This is a genomic window from Aestuariibius insulae, from assembly GCF_040783535.2.
GTDB lineage: Bacteria > Pseudomonadota > Alphaproteobacteria > Rhodobacterales > Rhodobacteraceae > Aestuariibius > Aestuariibius insulae.
Genome location: NZ_JBFONW020000003.1, coordinates 120,083 through 141,013, shown reverse-complemented (window position 1 = coordinate 141,013; position 20,931 = coordinate 120,083). Strand labels below are relative to the sequence as shown.

General features: G+C 63.7%; 15 protein-coding genes and 1 tRNA gene. 8 read left to right on the top strand and 8 right to left on the bottom strand.

Annotation, left to right across the window (positions count from 1 at the left end; genetic code table 11):
- Positions 1 to 16: 16 nt before the first annotated feature.
- A complete protein-coding gene (locus tag AAD018_RS09700) occupies positions 17 to 1,495 on the top strand; it encodes a cobyric acid synthase (RefSeq protein ID WP_367316276.1) in 1,479 nt (492 codons plus the stop codon).
- Here AAD018_RS09700 and AAD018_RS09695 read toward each other — a convergent pair.
- The 3 genes from AAD018_RS09695 to AAD018_RS09685 form a co-directional block, all read right to left on the bottom strand.
- Complete coding sequence (locus AAD018_RS09695) at positions 1,461 to 2,669, bottom strand: hypothetical protein (RefSeq protein WP_367316277.1); 1,209 nt, start codon at positions 2,667 to 2,669, stop codon at positions 1,461 to 1,463. The genes AAD018_RS09700 and AAD018_RS09695 overlap by 35 nt on opposite strands.
- A gap of 71 nt (positions 2,670 to 2,740) precedes the next feature.
- A complete protein-coding gene (locus AAD018_RS09690; RefSeq protein WP_367316278.1) occupies positions 2,741 to 4,117 on the bottom strand; it encodes a TolC family outer membrane protein in 1,377 nt (458 codons plus the stop codon).
- Between the two features lie 47 nt (positions 4,118 to 4,164).
- Entirely contained in the window at positions 4,165 to 4,818 is a 654-nt protein-coding gene (locus tag AAD018_RS09685; RefSeq protein WP_367316279.1) for a protein-L-isoaspartate O-methyltransferase family protein, read from the bottom strand.
- 153 nt (positions 4,819 to 4,971) lie between these two features.
- Between AAD018_RS09685 and AAD018_RS09680 the strand changes: the two genes are divergently transcribed.
- The 4 genes from AAD018_RS09680 (at position 4,972) to AAD018_RS09665 (ending at position 10,027) form a co-directional block, all read left to right on the top strand.
- Positions 4,972 to 5,045: transfer RNA gene (locus AAD018_RS09680), tRNA-Cys, on the top strand.
- 562 nt (positions 5,046 to 5,607) lie between these two features.
- Positions 5,608 to 6,003, top strand: coding sequence for a hypothetical protein (locus tag AAD018_RS09675; RefSeq protein ID WP_412005238.1), 396 nt, complete (start codon positions 5,608 to 5,610; stop codon positions 6,001 to 6,003).
- A 20-nt stretch (positions 6,004 to 6,023) separates the two neighbouring features.
- A complete protein-coding gene (locus AAD018_RS09670) occupies positions 6,024 to 9,560 on the top strand; it encodes a M10 family metallopeptidase C-terminal domain-containing protein (RefSeq protein ID WP_412005237.1) in 3,537 nt (1,178 codons plus the stop codon).
- Positions 9,561 to 9,583: 23 nt separating this feature from the next.
- Complete coding sequence (locus AAD018_RS09665) at positions 9,584 to 10,027, top strand: hypothetical protein (RefSeq protein WP_367316282.1); 444 nt, start codon at positions 9,584 to 9,586, stop codon at positions 10,025 to 10,027.
- A gap of 51 nt (positions 10,028 to 10,078) precedes the next feature.
- Here AAD018_RS09665 and AAD018_RS09660 read toward each other — a convergent pair whose 3' ends face one another.
- Positions 10,079 to 11,323 carry an aminopeptidase P family protein gene (locus AAD018_RS09660; protein WP_367316283.1) on the bottom strand — a complete coding sequence of 415 codons (1,245 nt, stop codon included), beginning with the start codon at positions 11,321 to 11,323 and terminating at the stop codon, positions 10,079 to 10,081.
- Between the two features lie 420 nt (positions 11,324 to 11,743).
- On the opposite strand from AAD018_RS09660, the gene AAD018_RS09655 reads away from it, so the two are divergent.
- On the top strand, positions 11,744 to 12,850 hold the full coding sequence (locus AAD018_RS09655) for a glycosyltransferase (protein WP_412005236.1): 1,107 nt from the start codon (positions 11,744 to 11,746) through the stop codon (positions 12,848 to 12,850).
- Between the two features lie 6 nt (positions 12,851 to 12,856).
- Here the strand turns inward: AAD018_RS09655 and AAD018_RS09650 are convergent, their stop codons facing one another.
- Genes AAD018_RS09650 through AAD018_RS09640 form a run of 3 tightly spaced genes read right to left on the bottom strand, consistent with a single transcriptional unit; the run spans position 12,857 to position 16,997 of the window.
- Positions 12,857 to 13,783, bottom strand: coding sequence for a glycosyltransferase family 2 protein (locus AAD018_RS09650; RefSeq protein ID WP_367316285.1), 927 nt, complete (start codon positions 13,781 to 13,783; stop codon positions 12,857 to 12,859).
- A 26-nt stretch (positions 13,784 to 13,809) separates the two neighbouring features.
- A complete protein-coding gene (locus AAD018_RS09645; protein ID WP_367316286.1) occupies positions 13,810 to 14,940 on the bottom strand; it encodes a glycosyltransferase in 1,131 nt (376 codons plus the stop codon).
- Positions 14,937 to 16,997, bottom strand: coding sequence for an HAD-IIB family hydrolase (locus AAD018_RS09640; protein WP_367316287.1), 2,061 nt, complete (start codon positions 16,995 to 16,997; stop codon positions 14,937 to 14,939). Before AAD018_RS09640 ends, AAD018_RS09645 begins: the two co-directional genes overlap by 4 nt.
- 99 nt (positions 16,998 to 17,096) lie before the next feature.
- Between AAD018_RS09640 and AAD018_RS09635 the strand changes: the two genes are divergently transcribed.
- Both AAD018_RS09635 and AAD018_RS09630 read left to right on the top strand, forming a co-directional pair.
- A complete protein-coding gene (locus AAD018_RS09635) occupies positions 17,097 to 17,933 on the top strand; it encodes a sulfotransferase family protein (protein ID WP_367316289.1) in 837 nt (278 codons plus the stop codon).
- 215 nt (positions 17,934 to 18,148) lie between these two features.
- Complete coding sequence (locus AAD018_RS09630; protein ID WP_367316290.1) at positions 18,149 to 19,177, top strand: extracellular solute-binding protein; 1,029 nt, start codon at positions 18,149 to 18,151, stop codon at positions 19,175 to 19,177.
- 34 nt (positions 19,178 to 19,211) lie between these two features.
- Here AAD018_RS09630 and AAD018_RS09625 read toward each other — a convergent pair whose 3' ends face one another.
- Positions 19,212 to 20,906: an ABC transporter permease gene (locus AAD018_RS09625; RefSeq protein ID WP_367316291.1), complete on the bottom strand. Its 1,695-nt coding sequence runs from the start codon at positions 20,904 to 20,906 to the stop codon at positions 19,212 to 19,214.
- Positions 20,907 to 20,931 lie beyond the last annotated feature (25 nt).

The window sequence follows — 20,931 nt, the reverse complement described above, 5'->3', positions numbered from 1 at the left end:
GGACGGAAAGGGCGGAATGACAAAGGCGATCATGATCCAGGGGGCCGGATCGAATGTCGGCAAGTCGGTGCTGGTTGCGGGGCTGGCACGGGCCTACCTGCGGCGGGGGCTGAGCGTCGCGCCGTTCAAGCCGCAGAACATGTCGAACAACGCCGCCGTGACCGCCGATGGCGGAGAGATCGGACGGGCGCAGGCGCTGCAGGCGCGGGCGGCGGGGCTGGCGCCGTTGGTCGATATGAATCCCGTCCTGCTCAAGCCCGAGACGGATGTGGGCGCACAGGTCGTGGTGCAGGGCCGCCGGGTCGGGACGATGCGGGCGCGCGATTACGGGGCGATGAAGGCCGAGCTGATCGGGCCGGTGATGGAGAGCTACGGGCGGATCGCGGATGGACGCGATCTGGTGCTGATTGAAGGCGCGGGTTCCCCTGCAGAGATCAATCTACGCGCCGGGGATATCGCGAATATGGGCTTTGCCGAGGCGGCGGGTTGCCCGGTTCTGTTGATCGGCGACATCGACCGGGGCGGTGTGATCGCGCAGCTGGTCGGTACGTCGGCGGTTCTGGACGAGGCGGACCGGCAGCGGATCAAAGGCTTTGCGATCAATAAGTTCCGGGGCGATCCTCGTCTGTTCGATGATGGGCTGCACGCGATCGTGGAGCGGACGGGCTGGGCCTCTGCCGGGGTGGTGCCGTGGTTCGCCGACGCCTGGCGGCTGCCGGCGGAGGATGTGCTGGACATTGCCTCGCGTCCCGGCGGGTCGATCAAGGTTGTGGTGCCTCAGCTCGGGCGGATCGCGAATTTCGACGATCTGGATCCGCTCTCCGCAGAGCCGGAGGTGAGCGTGGAGATCATCGGGCCGGGCCGCCCCCTGCCCGGCGATGCGGATCTGGTGCTCATCCCCGGATCGAAGGCGACGATTGCCGATCTGGAGGCGGTCCGGCGGGAAGGCTGGGATGTGGATCTGGCAGCGCATGTGAGGCGCGGCGGGCATGTGCTTGGTCTGTGCGGCGGGTATCAGATGCTGGGACGCGAGATCGTGGATGCAGGTGGGATCGAGGGGCGGCCCGGGCGGTATGAGGGGCTGGGGCTGCTGGATGTCGTCACCGAGATGACGCCTGAGAAGAGGCTGATCGAGGCGGACGCAGTGCATTTGCCCAGCGGGGAGGCCCTGCGCGGCTACGAGATCCATATCGGGCGCACCGAGGGTCCTGATTGCACGCGCGGATGGCTGGACGTGGACGGGCGTCCGGTCGGAGCAGCGTCAGCGGATGGACGGATCCAGGGGTGCTATCTGCACGGTCTTTTCGCCTCGGACGGGTTCCGGCGGGCTTATCTGGGGGCGTTCGGGGATCTGGGTCCCGAGACAGCGTTCGACGATGGGGTGGAGGCGACGCTCGATGCGCTGGCCGATCATCTGGAGGCGCATCTGGATCTGGATCTGATCCTGAGGCTGGCTGCGCCTATGTCAGATCGTGGCTCGCCAAAGCGCGGTTGATCTCGCGCCGGACGAGGCTGCGGATATTGCGCGTGACCGCCTCGCCCAAGTGGCCCTGAAGCTCTTCGCGCACGATCTCGGCCACGAGTTTGCGCAAGGCCGTTCCGTCGATTGCGCCGACCTGAACAAGCAGACCGGCATCGGGGCTGTCCGGCTCTAGGCGCTTCGGTTCGGTATCGTCTGATTTTGGCTCGGGCATCTTGGGCTCGGCGACCGGAAGGTGGGACACGGTGGGGGTGCCTGCGGGGTCGGCGAGCGTTATCTTTGTTGCGACAGCCGACGCGATGGCGCGGACCGCATCCTCGAGCGGGTCGTCATCCTCTTCTTCGTCCTCTTCGTTCGGCGGGAATGCGGTGGATTGCGCGACCGCACCGGCGGTGAGCCAGGCCTCTTCTGAGAACTCGCCTGTATCTTCGGTGGCGGCAGGCGGGATCGTTGAGATCGTCGCCCGGGGCTGGGGTGGCGAGGAAGCCACAGTCGCCTCGAGGCTCGTATGGCCCTGTGCAGGGCCGGATACGTCGGGCCCGTCCGAATCGTCGGACTGGGCCGTCGTCGTGCCGTCAACCTGAAGGGGAGTGACGAGCCTGAGAGTCGCGCCGCCTGCATCGCCACCCTCGCGCGAAGGATCTTCCGGTGAGGCGGCGACGTCGGGCGTATCGGGCCCGGAGCTATCGGGGGTTGCCGCGACTTCCCACGTTTCCGGAATGCCCTCGTCAGGGAGGATTGCAGCCAGCGCGTCGGTGTAACCGGCAGGCGCGGCCGCCGGACCATGATAGGCCACGGCAGTGGACGACTGAAATCGCTGAACGCCCCGCGCGCGGTGCCGGGAGCGCAGCCATTCGGGCCGCTTGGCGCTATATCCGGCGGGCGCTTCGCCGAAACCGCGTTCCGTTTGATCGGACCCTTCGTGCATTTGGAAGGTGCGATCCACGGCCTGTTCAAGCTCCGCGATCTTGGCGCGCAGGGACAGGGCGGGGGTCTGGAGAAACGGCTCGTAGGAGATGCTTTTACGGGCTCTGGCCACCGTCGCGGTCTGCGGCGGGGGATCGGCGACCCGCTGGTCGGCGGTCAGGATCAGGCGGTCCTCATCGGACCTGCCCTGCCCTTTCGCAACAGGCGCATTATCGGAGGTGTCATCCTCCCGATCTTCTACCCCAGGTTGCTCATCCGACATTCATAAACTCGCCACTGATCCGATATCTGACTATAACAGTTAGAGGGCCGGCGAAACAACCGGACCGTGCGTCAGTCTCCTATCGCGCGCAGGACCCGGTCGAGCGCTCTGCCCTGCTCTGAGCGCACGACCGGCGCTTCGTTGACCAGGTTGTAATAGGCGGCCGGATCGTAGCTTTGAATGCCGAGGCCAAGATGATCGGCGGTCAGAAGGCCCATGCTTTGCAGGATCTGGTAGACCGCGATGACCTCGTCGGCATCCGCAGAGATCCGGCGCGAGCGCGCATCGAGGAGATCCTGTTCGGCATCGAGCACGTCAAGCGTGGTTCTGGCGCCCAGCGTCGCCTCCTCGCGGATGCCGCGAAATGCGATCTCGGCGGCGCGGATCTGCTGGTCGACGGCGATCTGGCTGGCCCGCGCGGATTGCAGGATGGCGTAGGCGTTGCCGACATTCGCCTCGACCTGGCGCCGGATCGACAGCAGGTTGGCACGTTCGGCATCGCGATTGTTCATCGCCTGTCGGATCCCGCTAGAGAGCCGCCCGCCCTGATAGATCGGACCGCTTAGCGTGACGCCAACGGATTCGGTGGAGTCGAAGCGGTCGTTCAGATCATCCTCGTCGATCCCAAGCGTGGCGCGCGCGGTGATGTTCGGTGAGACCGCCGCTTCGGCCTGCTGGACGCGCAGCTCGGAGGCGGCGATGCGGCGCTGGCTGGCGCGGATGTCGGGATGGGTGCGCAAGGCGATGGCCTTGGCCTCTGATATAGAGGCGGGGATCTGCGGACGTCCGCGCGGCGCCGCAAGATTGCGCGGCTCGGCGCCGATCACGCGGCCATATTCCTCGATCGCCTGCTGAAGCGCGCCCTGGGCCTGCGCCAGATCGCTGCGCGCTTCGGCCAGACGCGCCTGTGCAAGCGCCACATCGGTGCGGGTGACCTCGCCCACCTCGAACCGGTCTTCGGCGGCGCGCAGCTCTTCGGTGATGAGCCGCTGGTTGTTCTGGCGTAGCGACACGATCTCGAGCGCCTCGCGCACGCTGACATAGGCGCTGACCGCCTGGATAAAGACATTCTGCTCCACGTCGATGAGCGCCTGACGGGTGGCGAGCACCGTTTCCTTGACGGCGTCGATGCCGAACCGGGTGGCGCCCGCATCATAGAGGAGGAAATCGGCATTCAGTTCAGCAGTGGTCGAGGTATTGGTCTCGAACGTGCCGCCGGTGATATTCGTATACTGCCCGCGCAGCGTGTAGTTGATGACCGGGCGAAGAGCGGCGACAGCCTGGGCGACATCCTCGTCCGCGGCGCGCAGCAGGGCGCGGTTCTGCTCGAGCAGGCCGCTGTTCTCGTAGGCCAGAACAAGGGCGTCGGCCAGCGTCTCGCCCCGCGCCGGAGCGCTGGCGGCAAGCCCGAGGGCGATCGCCGCTCCGAGGATGGTAGAGGATCTCATGTCAGGTCCCTTCTGATCGTCCTTCGTTTCGCTGGTCTTCGGCGGCTTTAGAACTGGAAGGCTGGCGCCTTGCGGAAGCCGTTCAGAAGCGGCGCGCCCGCGTTGAACGCGTCCCTCCAGGAAATCCGGTCGCCGCTGCGCAGACCAACCCGCACTGTCCCCAGCGCGCCGTCCATGAAGATGGCGGCGATCCGCCCACCATCCTTGAGCTGATCGGTCAGGGCTTTGGGGATCGTCTCCACCCCGCCCTGGACCAGAATGACGTCATAGGGCCCATGCTTGGCCGCGCCCTCGGCCAGATCGCCCTCAAGCACCGCCGCATTGTCGAAGCCGCGCTCCGACAGGGTCGTCTGGGCTTCGGTCACGCGGGCTGCATCCTCCTCGACCGCGACGACGGCCTCGCACATATGCGCCAGAAGAGCGGCCGAATAGCCCAGCCCGCATCCCAGATCGAGCGCGACATCCTGCGGTTCGATCTCAAGCGCGTCGAGCATCTTGGCCTGCACGCGCGGATCGAGGATCACGCGGCCTTCGTCCAAGGCGATATGCTCGCCGATATAGGCAGCCTCGCGCCGTCCCTCGGGCACGAAGGCCTCGCGCGGCACCTCAAGCATGGCCTGGATGATGGGAAATTTCGTGACATCGGATGGCCGGATCTGGGTGTCGACCATCGTCCGGCGGCGCAGCGCAAAATCGGCCAAGGGGCTAAACTCTTTCGTTCAGTTACTCAAAAAACGTGATGCCACAGATGCGGCGAGGCGGCAACGCCCTTCCGCGCCGCGTCTCCGGGGGTAACCAATCCGATAACGACTTGACGCCCCTTGCTGCGAAACCTACTGACATCCCGGATCTTCGGCGAGTTGGCGGAGTGGTTACGCAGCGGATTGCAAATCCGTGTACACCGGTTCGATTCCGGTACTCGCCTCCACTCTCTTTTGGTCTGATGTCGTGTCTGGTCCGCTGCTTGCGGGATTGGTGAGAGGCTTGGCTGCGGTTTGGCTTTCTTTCAGTGAAGAGAGACATCCGCCCGTGCTTTGATCTAGCAGCGCGTATCCTGCAACGGCCTGGCACTGCGCGGCGCTTTGGCTCTGGCGCGCTGCTGTTTGGTGATGGAGCGCTTCACAAAACTCATGCGCTTTGCCCCGATCGGAGGGGTCGAGGGGGTGACCTCGCGGAAGGGCGGGTCCGGGCGGCGGGATCTTGCCAAGAGGCTTTTTTGCCCAATTGGCCTCGATTTTGCAGGTCGATCGAGGGCGCAATGAGCCGGTTTTCACTGAAAACGCCGCTCGAGCAACCGGAGCGCTGCCTTGCCGTTCTGCGGGGATTGGTGATCCTGTCCCCGATTTCCCCACTGGCTCGTAGCGTTGCCAGACTCATCAACCAATGGTTACAGTCTGTGAACTTAAGGTTGAAGTCGGGGGGCTTTGCAAATGTCAAATCAAGTCGGGGCCAGTGACGCGTGGTGCGTCAATGGCCAGACGCCGGACAACATGTTCGGCAAGAGCGAGGATGACGAGGCCGATTTCGACTCCCACGATGCGCTGCCTCAAAGCCTGCCGCCAGAGATCCACTGGATAGAGATCGTCAGCCCTGAACCGGGGCGTGACTGCGACAGCATCGCTGCGTCGGATCGAAAGAAGTTAAGTCAGTCCTCCCTGCCGATTGGGGCTTTGGCGTTCATCGATCGCAAGAGAGGACAATGGCGCCTCCCCGCCCGACAGAAGATCGGTGATCCCTTCTGGATCTGCACGATACTTCGATTGGCTGCTGAAATTATCAAAAATCTGCTCGTTTTCAACGCTCTAAACAGAGCATCTGACCATAACTCCTTCCCCGCAGGGGGCGCGAACTTCGTCATCCCCGGCATTCCTAGAAAGGTGATCTGACCATGTGCATGATGTGTGAAATGGGCTACGGCCCCGCGAATGAACCTTCGCTTGGCAAGACTGGCTCTGAAACGATTGGGTATGAGACGAATTTGGGTGTCGCAACGGCCCTTCTAGACACGATAGCCGACCTGGACGCTTTTCAAGAAGGTGACCCAGATCCCGCTGCATCGGGCGACGCGGCCACGGTCGCAGGAGACGGGTCAGTCAATGCACAATTCGAGACCGACAATGCGAGCGATCCGTGGTGGGAAAATGACCAGACGCCGGATAACACATTCGGCAAAAGCGAAGACTACGAGGCGTATCTCGACTACCTCGGCGCGCTGCCCCGAAGCCTGTCACCCGAGATCGCAGCAGAGCCGCTTGTCATCAACGTCACTGAGCTGAACGATCATCCTGAATATCAGGAGGCCGCGATCGGGGCGTTGCAGGTTTGGGCGGCGGTGACACCGCTGGAATTCGAGATTGTCGATGACGCGCCGTTCGATCCCGAAATCCACTGGATGGAGATCGTCAGCCCCGAAATCGGCGAGCCGAGCGATGGCAGCGCCTTCTCGAGCAACCGCTATATCAGCGTCGGCCAGCGCTTTCACGATACCGAACCGAACCTGACGGATATCGGCGGCTACGTCTTCGATACGTTCATTCACGAGCTGGGCCATGAATTCGGCCTGAACCATCCCGGTCTTTACAATTACAGCGGTCCGGGCGGCGTGCAGATCAATTACCTGAACAACGCGACCTGGATCTACGACCGCCAGCAATACAGCGTCATGTCCTATTTCGACGGGATCGATGTTGGTGAAGGCAGTCGTTGGTCCGCTGCGACCCCGATGATGGGGGATATCGAAGCTGTCATTCGCACCTATTTCTCCACTGTCGACGAGAACGGAGAACGGACCTACGAGGTCATCGACCTCAACACCGGCGACAATGTCTATGGGTTCAACAGCACCGAATACGGCTACGAGCTGACCTCGACCGGGATGCAGCGGGATATCGGCTTTGTCATCCACGATACCGGCGGCTACGACATAGTGGATTTCTCGGGCTCGACCGAAGGGACCATTCTGGATCTGCGCGCCGGGCAGTTTTCGAGCGTCAATGGGCACAATAACAACGTGTCGATCTTTGACGGTCATAACGAGGACGAGACAGAATACTACATCGAAAGCGGTATCGGCAGCGCGCATGACGATATCCTGATCGGCAATGACGGCGCCAATACCCTTGACGGGCGTGAAGGTGCGGACCGGATGGCTGGCGGCGGTGGGGACGATATCTACTTCGTCGACTCCATCGACGATATCGTCCGCGAGGAGGCCAATGGCGGAAACGACACCGTCATCGTTCTGTCCGACGATATCGACATTGGCGAGATCGAGAATGTCGAGACGATCATCTATGCGGACGGGACTGCGTATCAGCCGGATACCGGTGGAGAAGAGCCCCAGCCCAGCGCGGGCGACAACACACTGACCAGCCTCATCTTCGGGGATGGCACCAGCGAGACGCTCGAAGGCGGCGCGGGCGGCGATACGATCTTTGGATTTGACGGAGATGACCTGATCATCGGGGGCCGGGACACGTTGGCCAGCCGCGATATCAACAACACGATCGCCATCGCCGATCTGGAGGATCAGACCGAGAGCGATGATGGCAATGACACGCTCTATGGCGGCGGCGGCAATGACACGATCCTTGGCGGCGCGGGGAACGATATTCTCGACGGCGGGGATGGCGATGATGTTCTGAGCGGTCAGGACGGCATGGACGTCTTCCGGGGCGGCGCGGGCAGCGACACGGTCGATTATAGCCGGGAGAGCCCATTCCAGTTGCTCGTCAATCTGGAGACAAACGTGGCCAGCGGAGGCACCGCCTCGGGCGATACGTTCGACAGTATCGAAAACCTCATCGGCTCGGACGACCGGATCGACCGTTTTGTCGGCAATGACGCGGACAATCATTTCTGGGGTCAGGGCGGTGGAGATTACTTCACCGGCGGCGCCGGGGACGACATGCTCGATGGTGGCCGGGATGGCGACATCCTCTATGGCGAAGACGGGGATGACTACATTATCGGCGGCGCCGGTCAGGACTACATGAACGGCGGCGACGGGATCGATACGGTCGATTATGCGGGCAGCGATGGCGGGGTGACGGTGAACCTGGCCGAGGGCACCGCGAGCGGGGGCGATGCCACCGGTCCGGCGCAGATCGTCGGCCGGGGCACTGTGATCCGGAACGACATTCTGGCCGAGATCGAGAATGTGGTCGGATCCTTCCATGACGATTGGCTGATCGGCGACGATCAGGTCAATGAGCTGTCCGGCGGCAGCGGGGACGACACCCTGACCGGCGGCGTCGGCGCCGATCTGCTCAATGGCGGAAGGGGCCAGGATACGGCCGACTACTCCGATGCGAGCAGCGGCGTCGATCTGAGGCTACGGGACGGCGGGTCCGAAGGCGACACTTACGTTTCGATCGAAAACCTGTCGGGATCGGGCTTTGACGACCGGATCCGAGGTGATCGGGCGGCCAACGTGCTGACCGGACAGGGCGGCGACGATGTTCTGCGCGGCGGAGGCGGGGATGATGTCCTGCTTGGCGATTTCGCCTATCAGGACGGAACACCGATCATGCTGGGCATGGGCACAGGCTATACGACGCTTGACGCCGATGCGGCGAACAACTCGATTGAGACGGCCTTCGATATTTCGGACAACTTCTCGCTAACCGAGGATCCGAACATCTTCGACTCCACGACCGTTCCGCACACAACCGTCAATGCGACGGGTAACGGTCTGGGCGCCTATTACAGCATCGAGCTGGCGGCCGGGACGGTGATCTCCATCGATATCGATGGTATCGAGGATCCTAATGTCCATGACAGCTGGGTCAGGCTGCTTGACGAGGATGGCAATATCGTCGCTCAGAACGATGACGGCGGCGGCGATCCCGGATCGACCAGCATCCGCGATTCCAGCACCGTCCACGTCGTTCAGGAGACAGGGACCTACTATATCCTCGAAGGCAGCTGGACGCCTGAATCCCAAGAAGGTGGCTGGACGGAGGCCATTCCGGAAGGATCAACCTACACGCTCAACGTGTCGGTTGAATTCCCGCCGGAGCCTGCGCAGCCCGGAGAGGCTGGTGATGACCGGCTGAACGGCGGACGCGGCAGCGACCTTCTGGATGGCGGTCTGGGCGATGATGTCCTGACCGGCGGCGCCGGAGAGGACTCGTTCCGCTTCTCGACGGAGCTTGGGGAGGACAATGTCGACCGGATCCGGGATTTCGAAGTCGCCGAGGATCTGATCCTGCTCGACAGCTTCATCTTTACAGAGCTGGGCGAGGACGGCGCTTTGTCCTTTGGCGCGTTCCATTCGAGCGCCCGGGGCGAGAGCCTCGATGCCGATGACCGGATCATCTATGATACCGATGATGGCACGTTGTCCTATGATGTGGACGGCTCAGGCGAGGCCGAGGCGGTGCAATTCGCACGGGTCGAAACGGATCTTGCGCTGACGGCGGATGATTTCGTGATCATCTAAGCGGCCCGTTGCGGGGAGGGGCTATGGTCCCTCCCCATTCCCGCGATCCGGCCACCCATTTTCAGAAGGAGGCGAATTCGATGACCTACCAGACACCCGCCAAGGCCGCGGCGATCGCCGCGCTGCTGGGCAGTTCCGCCTTCGCTCAGGCGCCGGATCTACGAGGCGATATCGGTCTAGATAGCGGCGCGGCGCTTCCTGAGGGGCGGATCGCGATCTATCTGAAGGATCCCGCGACAGGACCGTCAGGCATGGAGGCGGCGGATCTATATATCCAGAGCAGCGGCAAGACAGACAGAATTGCCTTTACCCTCGCACCAGATGAGGATTGGGATCTCACCTCTCCCAGCCTGCAGATCGTGGCGCGCCTTGAACGCGAGGACGGCTGGCTTCTGGCACGCGGAAGCGCCCGGCCCGAGGCCGGATCACAGATCCACATCACGCTTTACGAGGCGATGTACCGGTAGTCCGGGCCAGTCTGCCTTAGCGCGCTGGTGATCGGCGCGCGGGGCCATATCCTAGATCTGCGGCGATCCGATCACATTGTGATCGGGCCCATAGGGAAAGCCGGTGATGTTTTCGGCTCCGTCTTCGGTCATGATCAGGATGTCATGTTCGCGGTAGCCACCCGCTCCGGGCTGGTCGTGTGGGATCGTCAGCATCGGCTCCATCGAGATGACCATCCCGGGCTCCAGAACCGTGTCGACATCCTCGCGCAGCTCGAGCCCCGCCTCGCGGCCATAATAGTGGCTTAGCACGCCGAAGGAATGGCCGTAGCCGAATGTGCGATATTGCAGAAGATCGCGCTCTTCGAAGAAGGCGTTGATCTTGTGGGTGACCTCCGCGCAGGAATTGCCGGGGCGAAGAAGGCTCATCCCGTATTCATGGGCGGCGACATTGGCGCTCCAGACGGCGAGGCTGGCCTCGTCGACGCTGTCCAGAAACAGCGTCCGCTCGAGCGCCGTGTAGTAGCCCGAAATCATCGGGAAGGTGTTGAGCGACAGGATATCGCCCGGTTCGAGCTGGCGCGCGGTGACCGGATTATGCGCTCCATCGGTGTTCAGACCCGACTGGAACCAGACCCAGGTGTCGCGGTATTCGGCCTGAGGGAAGCGCCGTGCAATCTCGAGCTCCATCGCGTCGCGACCGGCGATCGCGACATCGATCTCGCGCGCCCCGGCCTTGATCGCGTCCCGGATCGCATATCCGCCGATATCGGCCGTCGCCGCCCCCGCCCGGATTAGCTCAAGCTCGGCAGGAGATTTGTGCAGACGCTGGCGCATCGTGGCGGGCGCGATATCGATCTTGTCGCGGGGCGCCAGACTGTCATCGAGCAAACCCATCTGCGCGATCGACAGATGATCGCCCTCGAACCCGATAACCCGGCCCGATCCCGTCACCGAGAGGATCGCGCGCCAGTAGTTGTTCCGCCGCCAATCGGTGTAGGTGATGTTGTCGCCGTAGCCGCGTCTCCAAGGCTGTGCAGCATCGATGCCAGCGCTGAAGGTCACGCTGTCCTCGGCGGTTACGACTTGCGCATAGGGCCGGCCGAACGCGCAATAAAGAAAGCCGGAATAGTAGGCGATGTTATGCATGGATGTCAGGATGCAGGCCTCGACGCCTAGCTCCGCCATGCTTTTGCGAAGCCCGGTCAGGCGCGCCTCGTATTCGGCGTCTGCGAAGGGCAAGGTCTTCTCGCCCTGGTGGAAGCGGTAGAAGTCGGGACGTTGCGTTGCGCCTGCGGGATCTGTGGATTTGTCCATCGTCATACACCTTTTTCACGTCGCCCGCCGCGGGGGTCCGGGGGGTTGTCCACCGGCGCCGCAGGCCAAGGCGAAATCCCGGCGTACAGGATGGGGATCATGGGGGAAGATTCGACCGCGGTCGGCGGCGACGCCATCGCCCTGTCTTCCCAGGGAGGATGTAAGCGACCGCGCCCGGCCCGATCAAGTCTTTCGAATGGGGTGCAGGCAGGCGTTCTGAAAGCGGGCGCAGGTTGCGCATGAGGAATGATCTTTAAGCATCTGGATTGTATTCGAAATTTTCCTTGGCGATCCTTTTCGGCAGCGATCCTAAAGTGGATTGGCCTCGGGAACGCATCCGGAACGGGGGCGCTGTCGTTGGTCTGAATGCAGCCTCAATCCCTTTCTCGACCTCCCTCCTCCGCGTCCCGCCCGAAACGGTTGAGGATCGCGGTCGTCGCCCATATCCGGCATCCCATCCGGCGCCCCTTCATGGGCGGCATGGAAGCCCATGCCTGGAGCCTGGCTGACGCGTTGACCGGCCGGGGCCACGACGTCACGCTGGTTGCGTCGGGCGACAGCGACGAGCGGTTCAGGCTCGCTCCCATCGTAGCGGAGCATTACGACAGGGATTTCCCCTGGCATGACTTCCACGGGACCGACGCGCTCAACACCCATCTGGACGATGCGTTCGCCCGAGGATCCAGGATCCTGCGAACGGGAGAGTTCGACATCATCCACAACAACAGTCTGCACCGGTTCCCGCCCCGGTTGGGGCGGCAGGCGCATCGTCCGATGCTTACCTCTCTTCATGTGCCGCCTTTCGGGGCGTTGCGGCGGGCGATGCAGGACAGCCTCGCGCCCTGGTGCCAAGCCACGGTCACATCGCGCAGGCAACTGGCCGCCTGGTGGAGCGCTCCGCCGAAAGAGGCGCATGTCGTCCCGAACGGGATCGATCTGTCCGCATGGCCCTATCAGCCGCACGGGACCGGAGAGGCCGTCTGGGCGGGCCGGATCACACCGACCAAGGGCGTTCATGTTGCCGTCCGGGCGGCCCGGCTTGCGGGCTGTCCGCTGACGCTTTTCGGAACGATCGAGCATCGCGATTATTACGAGACCGAGGTGAAGCCGCATCTTGGCGGGGCTATCCGGTATGGCGGGCATCTGGATATGCGGCGCCTCGCCCATGAGATTGGCCGAGCCTCGGTTCTGCTGTTCACGCCGCTTTGGGACGAGCCGTTTGGTCTGGCGGCCATCGAAGCCATGGCTTGCGGCGTTCCGGTCGCCGCTTTGGACAACGGCGCCGTTCGCGAAGTGATCGGCCCGTGCGGAGCCTATGCGGAGGATGACAGTCCCGAGGCGCTGGCCAAGGCGATCCCAGCCGCGCTCGCGATCCCGCGCGCCGATGTGCATACGCGCGCGAGGCAGCAGTTTTCGATCGAGACCATGGTGACACGCTACGAGCGGCTTTATGCGCTTGCGATGGACGGGCTCTCTGAGGCAGGCCCGGGCGTGCGGTATGCGCCGCACGAGCTTGCCTTGGGATAGTCGCTCCTATTCGGCCACCATGGGGGACGCGGCGCTCGTCTCTCTGGCTTCCAGATAGCGCAGGACCGTTGCGGTGTTGACGTAAGGCTGGCCGTCATCCTGACTGGTCAGGGCAAAGTCATCGGCCCCGGGCCGCCGCAGAACGACCAGACCGTCCGGTCCGTCGCCGACAAGACCCATGAGGCGGAAGGCGCGCAGCCAGTGCTCCATCGTCCGGTAGCCCCATTTCTGCGCGAAAAGCTGAGCGTTCCGCAGGACACTGTCGAGATGGTGAACGGGCGGCATATGGTGCGGGTGATACTGATGATAGACCCGGGCGCCCGCCATCCAGGCGATCGGGTGACCGGCCCGGTCGACCATCTTGCCAAAGTCGGTATCCTCCCCGCCATAGCCGGTGAAGCGCTCGTCAAAGCCGCCGACATCCTCGAAGGTACGGCGGTGAAGGGCAAAGTTCAGCGACCAGAAGCAGCGGTAGTCGCGGCAAAGATCCAGCCCGTCCTCAGGGGGGCCGCGCCGATCCGAATGCCGCTCGGCAACATGGTCGAATGCCCCGTAGCTCCAGCCCGGCTGGGCAGCGCCGCGCGGCAGATACATCACCTCTCCCATCAGCAGACCGCCGAAATGGCCGAGCCTGCGGTCGTAATCCCCGATGAGGCTCGGGGCCGGGATGCAATCGACATCGAGGAAGACAAGTCGGTCCCCCGTCGCGGCGGCGGCGGCCGCGTTCCGGGCGGCGGCAAGCGGAAGATGCGCCCCGGGCATTCGGATCTGCCGCACCGGGAAAGGCGTCTGCGGGATCGGATAAAGGTCATCCTGCATCGCCACGAGAACCAGCTCGCGCGGCATTTGCTTCTGACGGCACAGACCTTCGATCATGTTGGCCAGATGCGCGTTGCGTCCTCGCGCGATGGTCAGCACCGATAGTTGCGACATGGGCGGCTCCTTCTTCATATGATGGGTCATTCGGCCGCTATCGGGCGCGGCAGCGACGGCTGTGCCCAGCACCGGGTCGCGAGGGCGTCGAGCCATCCGGCGGCGACGTCCGCGCCCGGCTTGGCCAGATCGGTCTGACGCTTGGCGCAATGGATCTTCGCGGTCTGCGCGAACGCCTCCCGCCATGCCTCGGCGGAGGAGGGAAGATAGGGCAGCACATGGGCTGCCTTGGCGCGGTCCAGGGCGCGAGCCTTTTCGACCTGTTCGTCGAAATACCGCCATTCGGGGATCGCCAGCCAAGGCACACCGGCGGCCAAAACATCATGGCAGGTCGTGTTCCCGGTCGAGGAGACGACAAGATCGGCCGCCGCGATGTAGGCGTGCACTTCATCGACCCATCCGCGGTGTTCGAGGTTGCCCGGCTCGGTCGCATGCCAGTCCCGTTCGATCTGGCCGACTGTGATCCACTGCCAGTCCGGCGTTGCGCGTGCGCCGACGCCAAGTGCTGCGGTATGCAGGCCGGACCCGCCGCCACCCGTTAGGACAAGAGCAAGGCGAGCCTTCTCTGCGACACCGATCCGGCGGCGGGCCGTTGCCTTGTCGAGCCGGTGCGGCAAGGCTCCGACATGGCCTGCAAAGCAGGTCTTGGTCCTCATCCAGTCCGGCCAGTCCGGTTGCGCCAAGGCCTCGTGATAGGGTGCCAAAAGACCGACCGCCCCGCGATAGGCCGCCAGATGCCCCGGGTCGGACCGGCTGCCGTGCTGCAGAACGCAGACATGCGGAACGCTGCAGATGCGCGCCAGCTGCGCAATCTCGGCAGAGACATCGACGATCAGCAGTTCGGGATCGGCGGTGGCGCACCATCCGCTGAGCTTGGCCATCGCGGACCGGATGCCGGGCCAGCCTAGCGGTGCGCAATGGAGCGTCTCTGGCGTGTCGTGAGCGGCAAGACCGGAGGGTGGCGGTGTCGGCCCTTGCCATTCGAAGAGGGATGGCAGCGTCTGCACCTCGATCCCGGATCTAAGGGGCGGGAAGATATCGGCGCGCGCCGAAAAGAGAGTGACCGGCCGCTCCGGCGGAAGGGCATTGGCGAGCGCGGCGCAACGCTCTGCGTGGCCCCTGCCCTGGTGGTGAACGAAAAAGCCGAACGGTCTCATTCCGCTGCAATCTTCTTGAGGTCGCGGGGCGGCGCGGTCAGGCCGAACGTCTCAAGACCGTGCAGAACGCCTGCCGCATGGGCCAGAGGGCTGCGCAGGCAGCGTTGGTTGGGGGTCAGATGATCGAGCTCGGACGAGGCATTGGCGACGATGATCGACCGGCCTGCATCCTCCAGCATATCGACATCATTGCCGGAATCTCCGCACGCGACGCAGTCGGCCAGCGTCAGGCCGAGTGAGCGTGCGACATGGGCCAGCGCCGCCGCCTTTCCCGCGCGGTGCGGCACAACGTCGATAAGGCGGCTATGCGAATGGATCACCCGGACGTTCAGACCCGCCTCGGTCAGGCGGCGGTTCAGGGCCTTCGCCGCAGAGGCGGAGCCGAAATAGCTGCTCTTGAACTGTCGCTGCTCAAGATGCGGCTGCGGCGCGAGATCCGGGACCGACGCAGCGATCCTTTCGATGCCGGCGGGGTCCCAGTCATCGCCGATCTGCGCGCACCAATCCTTTGACAGCCGCAGCCGGCCGCGCCGGTCGGGGCTGTAGATCTCGGATCCGACGGAGGTGATCCAGACCTCCGGGTGCGGCAAGGCCCATTTGTCCAGCACCCGCCGCGCCTCGCCGATGGAGCGGCCCGTGGCGATGACGAACCGCACCGCGGTCGCCTCGGACCAGCGGGCGAAAAGACGGCTGCTTTCGGCATTGCCGGTCAGCGTATTGTCGATATCGCTGCAAAGCAGCACCCGCTCCTGCGTTGTCCAGGCGGCCTGACGGGGGAGGCGTTTGACCAGCGCGATCAGCTTTTCCACGTAGGCGGGCCAGGAGTAGCGGCCGACATTGGACAGCCCGGCGGTAGAGGCGTCGTTCCATGCGCGCGTATCGCGGATCAGGTCAAGGCAGGCCCGGCCCAGCATGACCGGGTCGGCAGGATCGATTGTCCGGCCATGGCCGATGGTCTCGATGATGCTCGACGGGCCGCCATTTCGGGTCGCGACCACGGGCAGTCCTGCGGCTGCGGCCTCGATCAGGGTGAGGCCAAAGGGCTCGACGAAGGCGGGGTTCGCGAAGACGCCGCGCGACTGCCGGGCTCTGTCGTAAAGCGCGCTGACATCGGCCATCTCGTGGCGTTTGGGCAAGGCGACCGATCCATAAAGGTCATGTCGGTCGATCCGGTTCAGCAGATCCGCAAAGACCCCGTTCTGTTCGGCGCATCCGCTTTTGAGATCGCGCCGGAGACCTGCGAGGATCACCAGATTGGCCCGGTTTCGCAGTTCCTCGACCTGGCCGAAGGCTTCGACCAGCGCGCCGAGGTTTTTCTTCTCCACGGGGCGCGCCACGGCAAGGACGATGGGGCGGGAGGGGTCGTTCAGAAAGGGCGAGATGAGGGCGCTTGCCCGATCTTCCGCGCCCGCCGCTGACTGGCGGGCGGGAACGCCGGGCGGAATGCAATGGGTCCAGCCCTCGGCCTGCGCGCCATAGGCGGCGACCTGGCGTTCGGCCTCGTCCCGGGACGAGACGATGATGGCATCGGCCTCGGCAATCGCGCGTGCCTCCCGTGCCATCCGGGCGCCGCCCGCCCGGGCGCCCGGCCCGGCGCAGTCCACCTTGTCGAGAAGAAGCGAATGGGGCGTATAGAGCACTTTCATCCCGAAGCGCCGCCGCGCCTCCAGCGCCGCCTCTGCGGCGTCCGAGAAATGCGCGTGGATCACATCGGGTTTTCGCTCAAGATCGCCGATGTAATCGATCAGGGCAGCCGTGAAGCTGGGCAGTTCGGCCTCGAGCGCCTCCTTTGAGAGATAGGCCGATTGCTTCGTGGCCAGCCGGACAATGTCGCAACCGGGCAAAAGAGGCTCCCGGGGACATGAATAGATGTCGCCCAAAGCCTTATCCTGAAACCGCCGCGTGACGACCTCGACCCGGTCGATGTCAGAGTGGCCGATCATGCCCTGCGCCGCGGCAAGAACGTAGGCGATATGCCCCCCGGTATCTTCGGTCAGGCCATACGCGACGGGGGGAGCTTTGAAACAGCCGCCCAAAGCGACGTGCATTACAAACATGGATGGACCTCTTCTGGACGTGTCGCAACTCGAGGGAGGTCAGACCTGGACGCTTTCCAGTCCGGCTGGGAGCAAAATTGGCAGTCTATTAACCTAGTTATGCCAACTACATTTGCTTGGACCGGGTTTGTCGGCGATCACCATGGGATGCCGCATCGTTATGTCTTCGTCGGCGGCCTTCACAGGTCGGGAACCTCGCTGGTCGCGCGTCTGATCGGATCGCTGCCGAATGTCGGCGCAATTACGAACGCGCCGGTTCCCGAAAACGAAGGGGTCTACCTTCAGGGCGCCATCCCCCACACGGCCCGGCACGGACGGCCCGATCATTTCGCCACCGATCCCGATCAGCATCATATCGAGGGGAGCCGCTACGACACTCTCGAGGTGCGAACCCGGATCGAGGCGGACTGGAGCCCGTGGTTCCCGAACAAGGCGGCATGGCGCGTCGAGAAATCGCCCGTCAACCTCATGAGGATGCGGCTTTATCAGCAGCTTTGGCCGATGGCGCAGTTCGTGATCGTGGTCCGGCATCCCGCCTTTTGGATCCGGGCCATCGGAAAGTGGTCGGACCGGCATCCCGAGGAGCTGGCGGATTACTGGGCGGGCGCCTACGGCCTCGCGCTGGCGGATCGGGAGGCGCTCCATTCAAGTCTTATCCTCCGGTATGAAGATGTGGTCGCGGACCCCCAGAAGGTTCTAGACGCGCTCGGCTGCTTTCTGGATCTGGGCGACGTACCGCGCGTTTGCGAACACGTCCGGGATGGAAATGCGGACTACAGCCCGGAAACCGGCGCGATCTCTGCGCCGGGCGTGGCAGCGGTGATGGACCGGCTGGGCTATACGAGCCTGACGGACCTAGCGCAGATGAAAGTGCCTCGCGTTACGCATCCCCTTCGGGTGATCAAGGACGCAACCCGGCAGGTCTTTGACGAATAGCCGCTGAAGCGCGCTGACAACTTGTCCTGAATTCCCAAGAAACGAACTAGGCCTGCACGGCGCCGGTGGTCGCGGTTCGCCCGGCCTTTTCGGTTTCTCCGATCCGGGAAGAACCGGCTAGCTTCAGCGCCGTCTTGAAAAAGAGTGCCTTGCATCGGGCGCGACATGTAATATCTGATAAAAATTGTAAGATACTCACTTTCAAGGAGAGATAGATGTCCACCCGCTCGAAACTGGCCACCACGACCATTGCTGCAGCCCTTGTGACCGGGGCTGCATTCCCGGTCTATGCGGAAGGAGAGCTCAACCTCTATTCCTCCCGGCATTACGACACGGACGAACGCCTTTATTCCGACTTCGAAGAGCAAAGCGGCATCACGATCAACCGGATCGAGGGCAATGCGGACGAGCTGATCGCCCGGATGGAAGCCGAAGGCGCGAACTCTCCGGCGGATATCCTTCTGACGGTGGATACCTCGCGGCTGGAGCGGGCCAAGGATGCCGGTATCCTGCAATCAATAGAGTCCGACGTTCTGGAGGCCCGGATCCCCGCTTACCTGCAAGATTCCGACAACCAGTGGTTCGGCTTTTCCCAGCGCGCCCGGATCCTGTTCTACGACAAGGCCGATGTTGAAAACCCGCCCATGACCTATCAGGCGCTGGCCGATGACCAATATGAAGGCATGGTCTGCATCAGATCCTCGACCAACGTCTACTCGCAGACGATCCTGGCCGCGATCATCGAACATCTCGGCGAGGAAGCGGCACAGGACTGGGCGGCTGGCGTAGCCGAGAATTTCGCCCGCGATCCGCAGGGCGGAGACACCGATCAGCTGCGCGGCATCGTTTCGGGCGAATGCGATATCGCGATGTCCAACACCTACTATTTCGGCCGCGCGATCCGCACTTCGGTCGACGGCGTCTCTGACAGCATTGACCAGATCGGATGGGTCTTTCCCAATCAGGACGATATCGGCGCGCATATGAACCTCTCGGGCGGAGGCGTTGCGGCCAATGCGCCAAACCGGGAGAATGCGATCCTGTTCCTTGAATATCTCGCCTCCGATCAGGCGCAGGAATACTTCTCGGCCGGGAATGACGAATATCCGGCAGTGCCCGGCGTCGCCCTTAGCCCATCCGTGGCGCAACTGGGGTTCTTCAAACCCGATGACGTGGATCTGAGCGCGGTGGCCAAGAACGTGCCCGCCGCCCAGCGGATCTTCAACGAGGTCAACTGGGAATAAGCGAGCGTCCAAGGCGCAGTTCGGGGGCGCGCGGCTAGGTCGCGCCCCTCTTTTTGTCCGGCCGGGCAAGGCCTCGGCAGAGCAGGATCACCGGGAGCAGTCCGATCGCCGCGATGACCAGACTTGGAACCGCTGCCCCTTCCAGCCGCTCGTCCGAGGCCAGCCGGTAGGCCTGAACCGCCAGCGTGTCATAGTTGAACGGGCGCATGATCAGTGTCGCGGGAAGCTCTTTCATCACGTCGACGAATACGATCAGCGCCCCGGTCAGAAGGCTCGGCAGAAGGATCGGGATGTGGACCCGCCTGAGCGTTCCCCAGACGCCTGTGCCCAGAACCCGGGCGGCAGCATCCATATTGGGGCTCACATTCGCGATCCCGCCTTCATAGGAGCCCAGTGCGGCCGCCAGAAAGCGGATCATATAGGCCATCGTCAGCGCCGCGATCGACCCGGTCAAAATAAGGCCGGTCGAAACATCGAAGGTCTCGCGCATCCAGGCATCCAGCGCATTGTCGAAGGCCGCAAACGGCACGAGCAGGCCGACCGCGATCACGCCGCCCGGCACGGCATATCCCAGCCGGCCGATCTGGATCGCGCCAAGCGACACGCGCCCCGGCCGAAACCGCTGATAGGTGCCCAGAATGACGCCCGCCATTACCGTGAGCCCCGAGGCCAGGCAGGCCAGCGTGACGGAGTTCCGGACAAAGCCGAGATACCGGCTGCTTAGAAGATCCTGCTCGGACCCGACCGCCATCGCCACCAGAGCGACAACCGGTATGATGACGCCGAAGACAACCGGAAAGGCGCAGATGGCGGTTGCGCCGTATCTCGCGCCGCCCGTAAGCCGCCGTCTGGCGGGCGGCTGTTTTCGGCTCGCATAGTGCTTGCCCCGGCTTCTGTTCGCGCGCTCCAGCAGCGCCAGCAAAAGAGCGAAGGCCAGCAGGCCAAGCGACAGCTGCGCCGCCGCCGCCCGGTCGGCCATGGTGAACCAGCTTGTATAGATCCCGGTCGAAAAGGTCTGGACCCCGAAATAGGAGACGGTCCCGAAATCCGCGATGGTCTCCATCGCGACCAGCAGGCCGCCAGATGCGATCGCCGGTCGCGCCATCGGCAGCGACACCCGGGCGAACGCGCCGAACGGCGTGCGGCCCAGCGCGCGCGCGGCGGTATAGGTCGTGGCGCTTTGCGACAGGAAGGCCGCCCGGGCCAGAAGGTAGACGTAAGGGTAAAGAACGAGGGCCAGAACGAAGGTCGCCCCGCCCAGCGAGCGGATTTCCGGAAACCAGTAATCCCGAGGGCCCCAGCCCGTCAGATCGCGCAAGGTGGTTTGAACGATACCCGGATGGTCAAGGATATGCGTATAGGCATAGGCCAGCACGTAGGCCGGGAAGGCAAAGGGCAGTACCAGCGCGATTTCGAGGATCCGTCGGCCGGGAAAATCCGACGACACGACAAGCCATGCGGTCGACACACCCAGAACAATCGCGCTTGCGCCGACCAGCGCCACGAGGGCGACCGTCGTGCCGATATAGCGCGGCAGAACCGTCTCCATCAGATGGGAGATCGTCTCGACCGACCCGGACAGGGCCGCAAGCAGAACCGCAAGACCCGGCAGCAGGCAGATCAGGGCGATCGCCACGGCAAAGACGGTGAGGAGCCGGAAGGACGTCTGCCCCGATGCGTCGGAGGCGCGACGCCGCTTGCGGGGCGTATCGGTCAGATCCAGGCTCATTCCCGACGATCTAGAGGGACCCGGC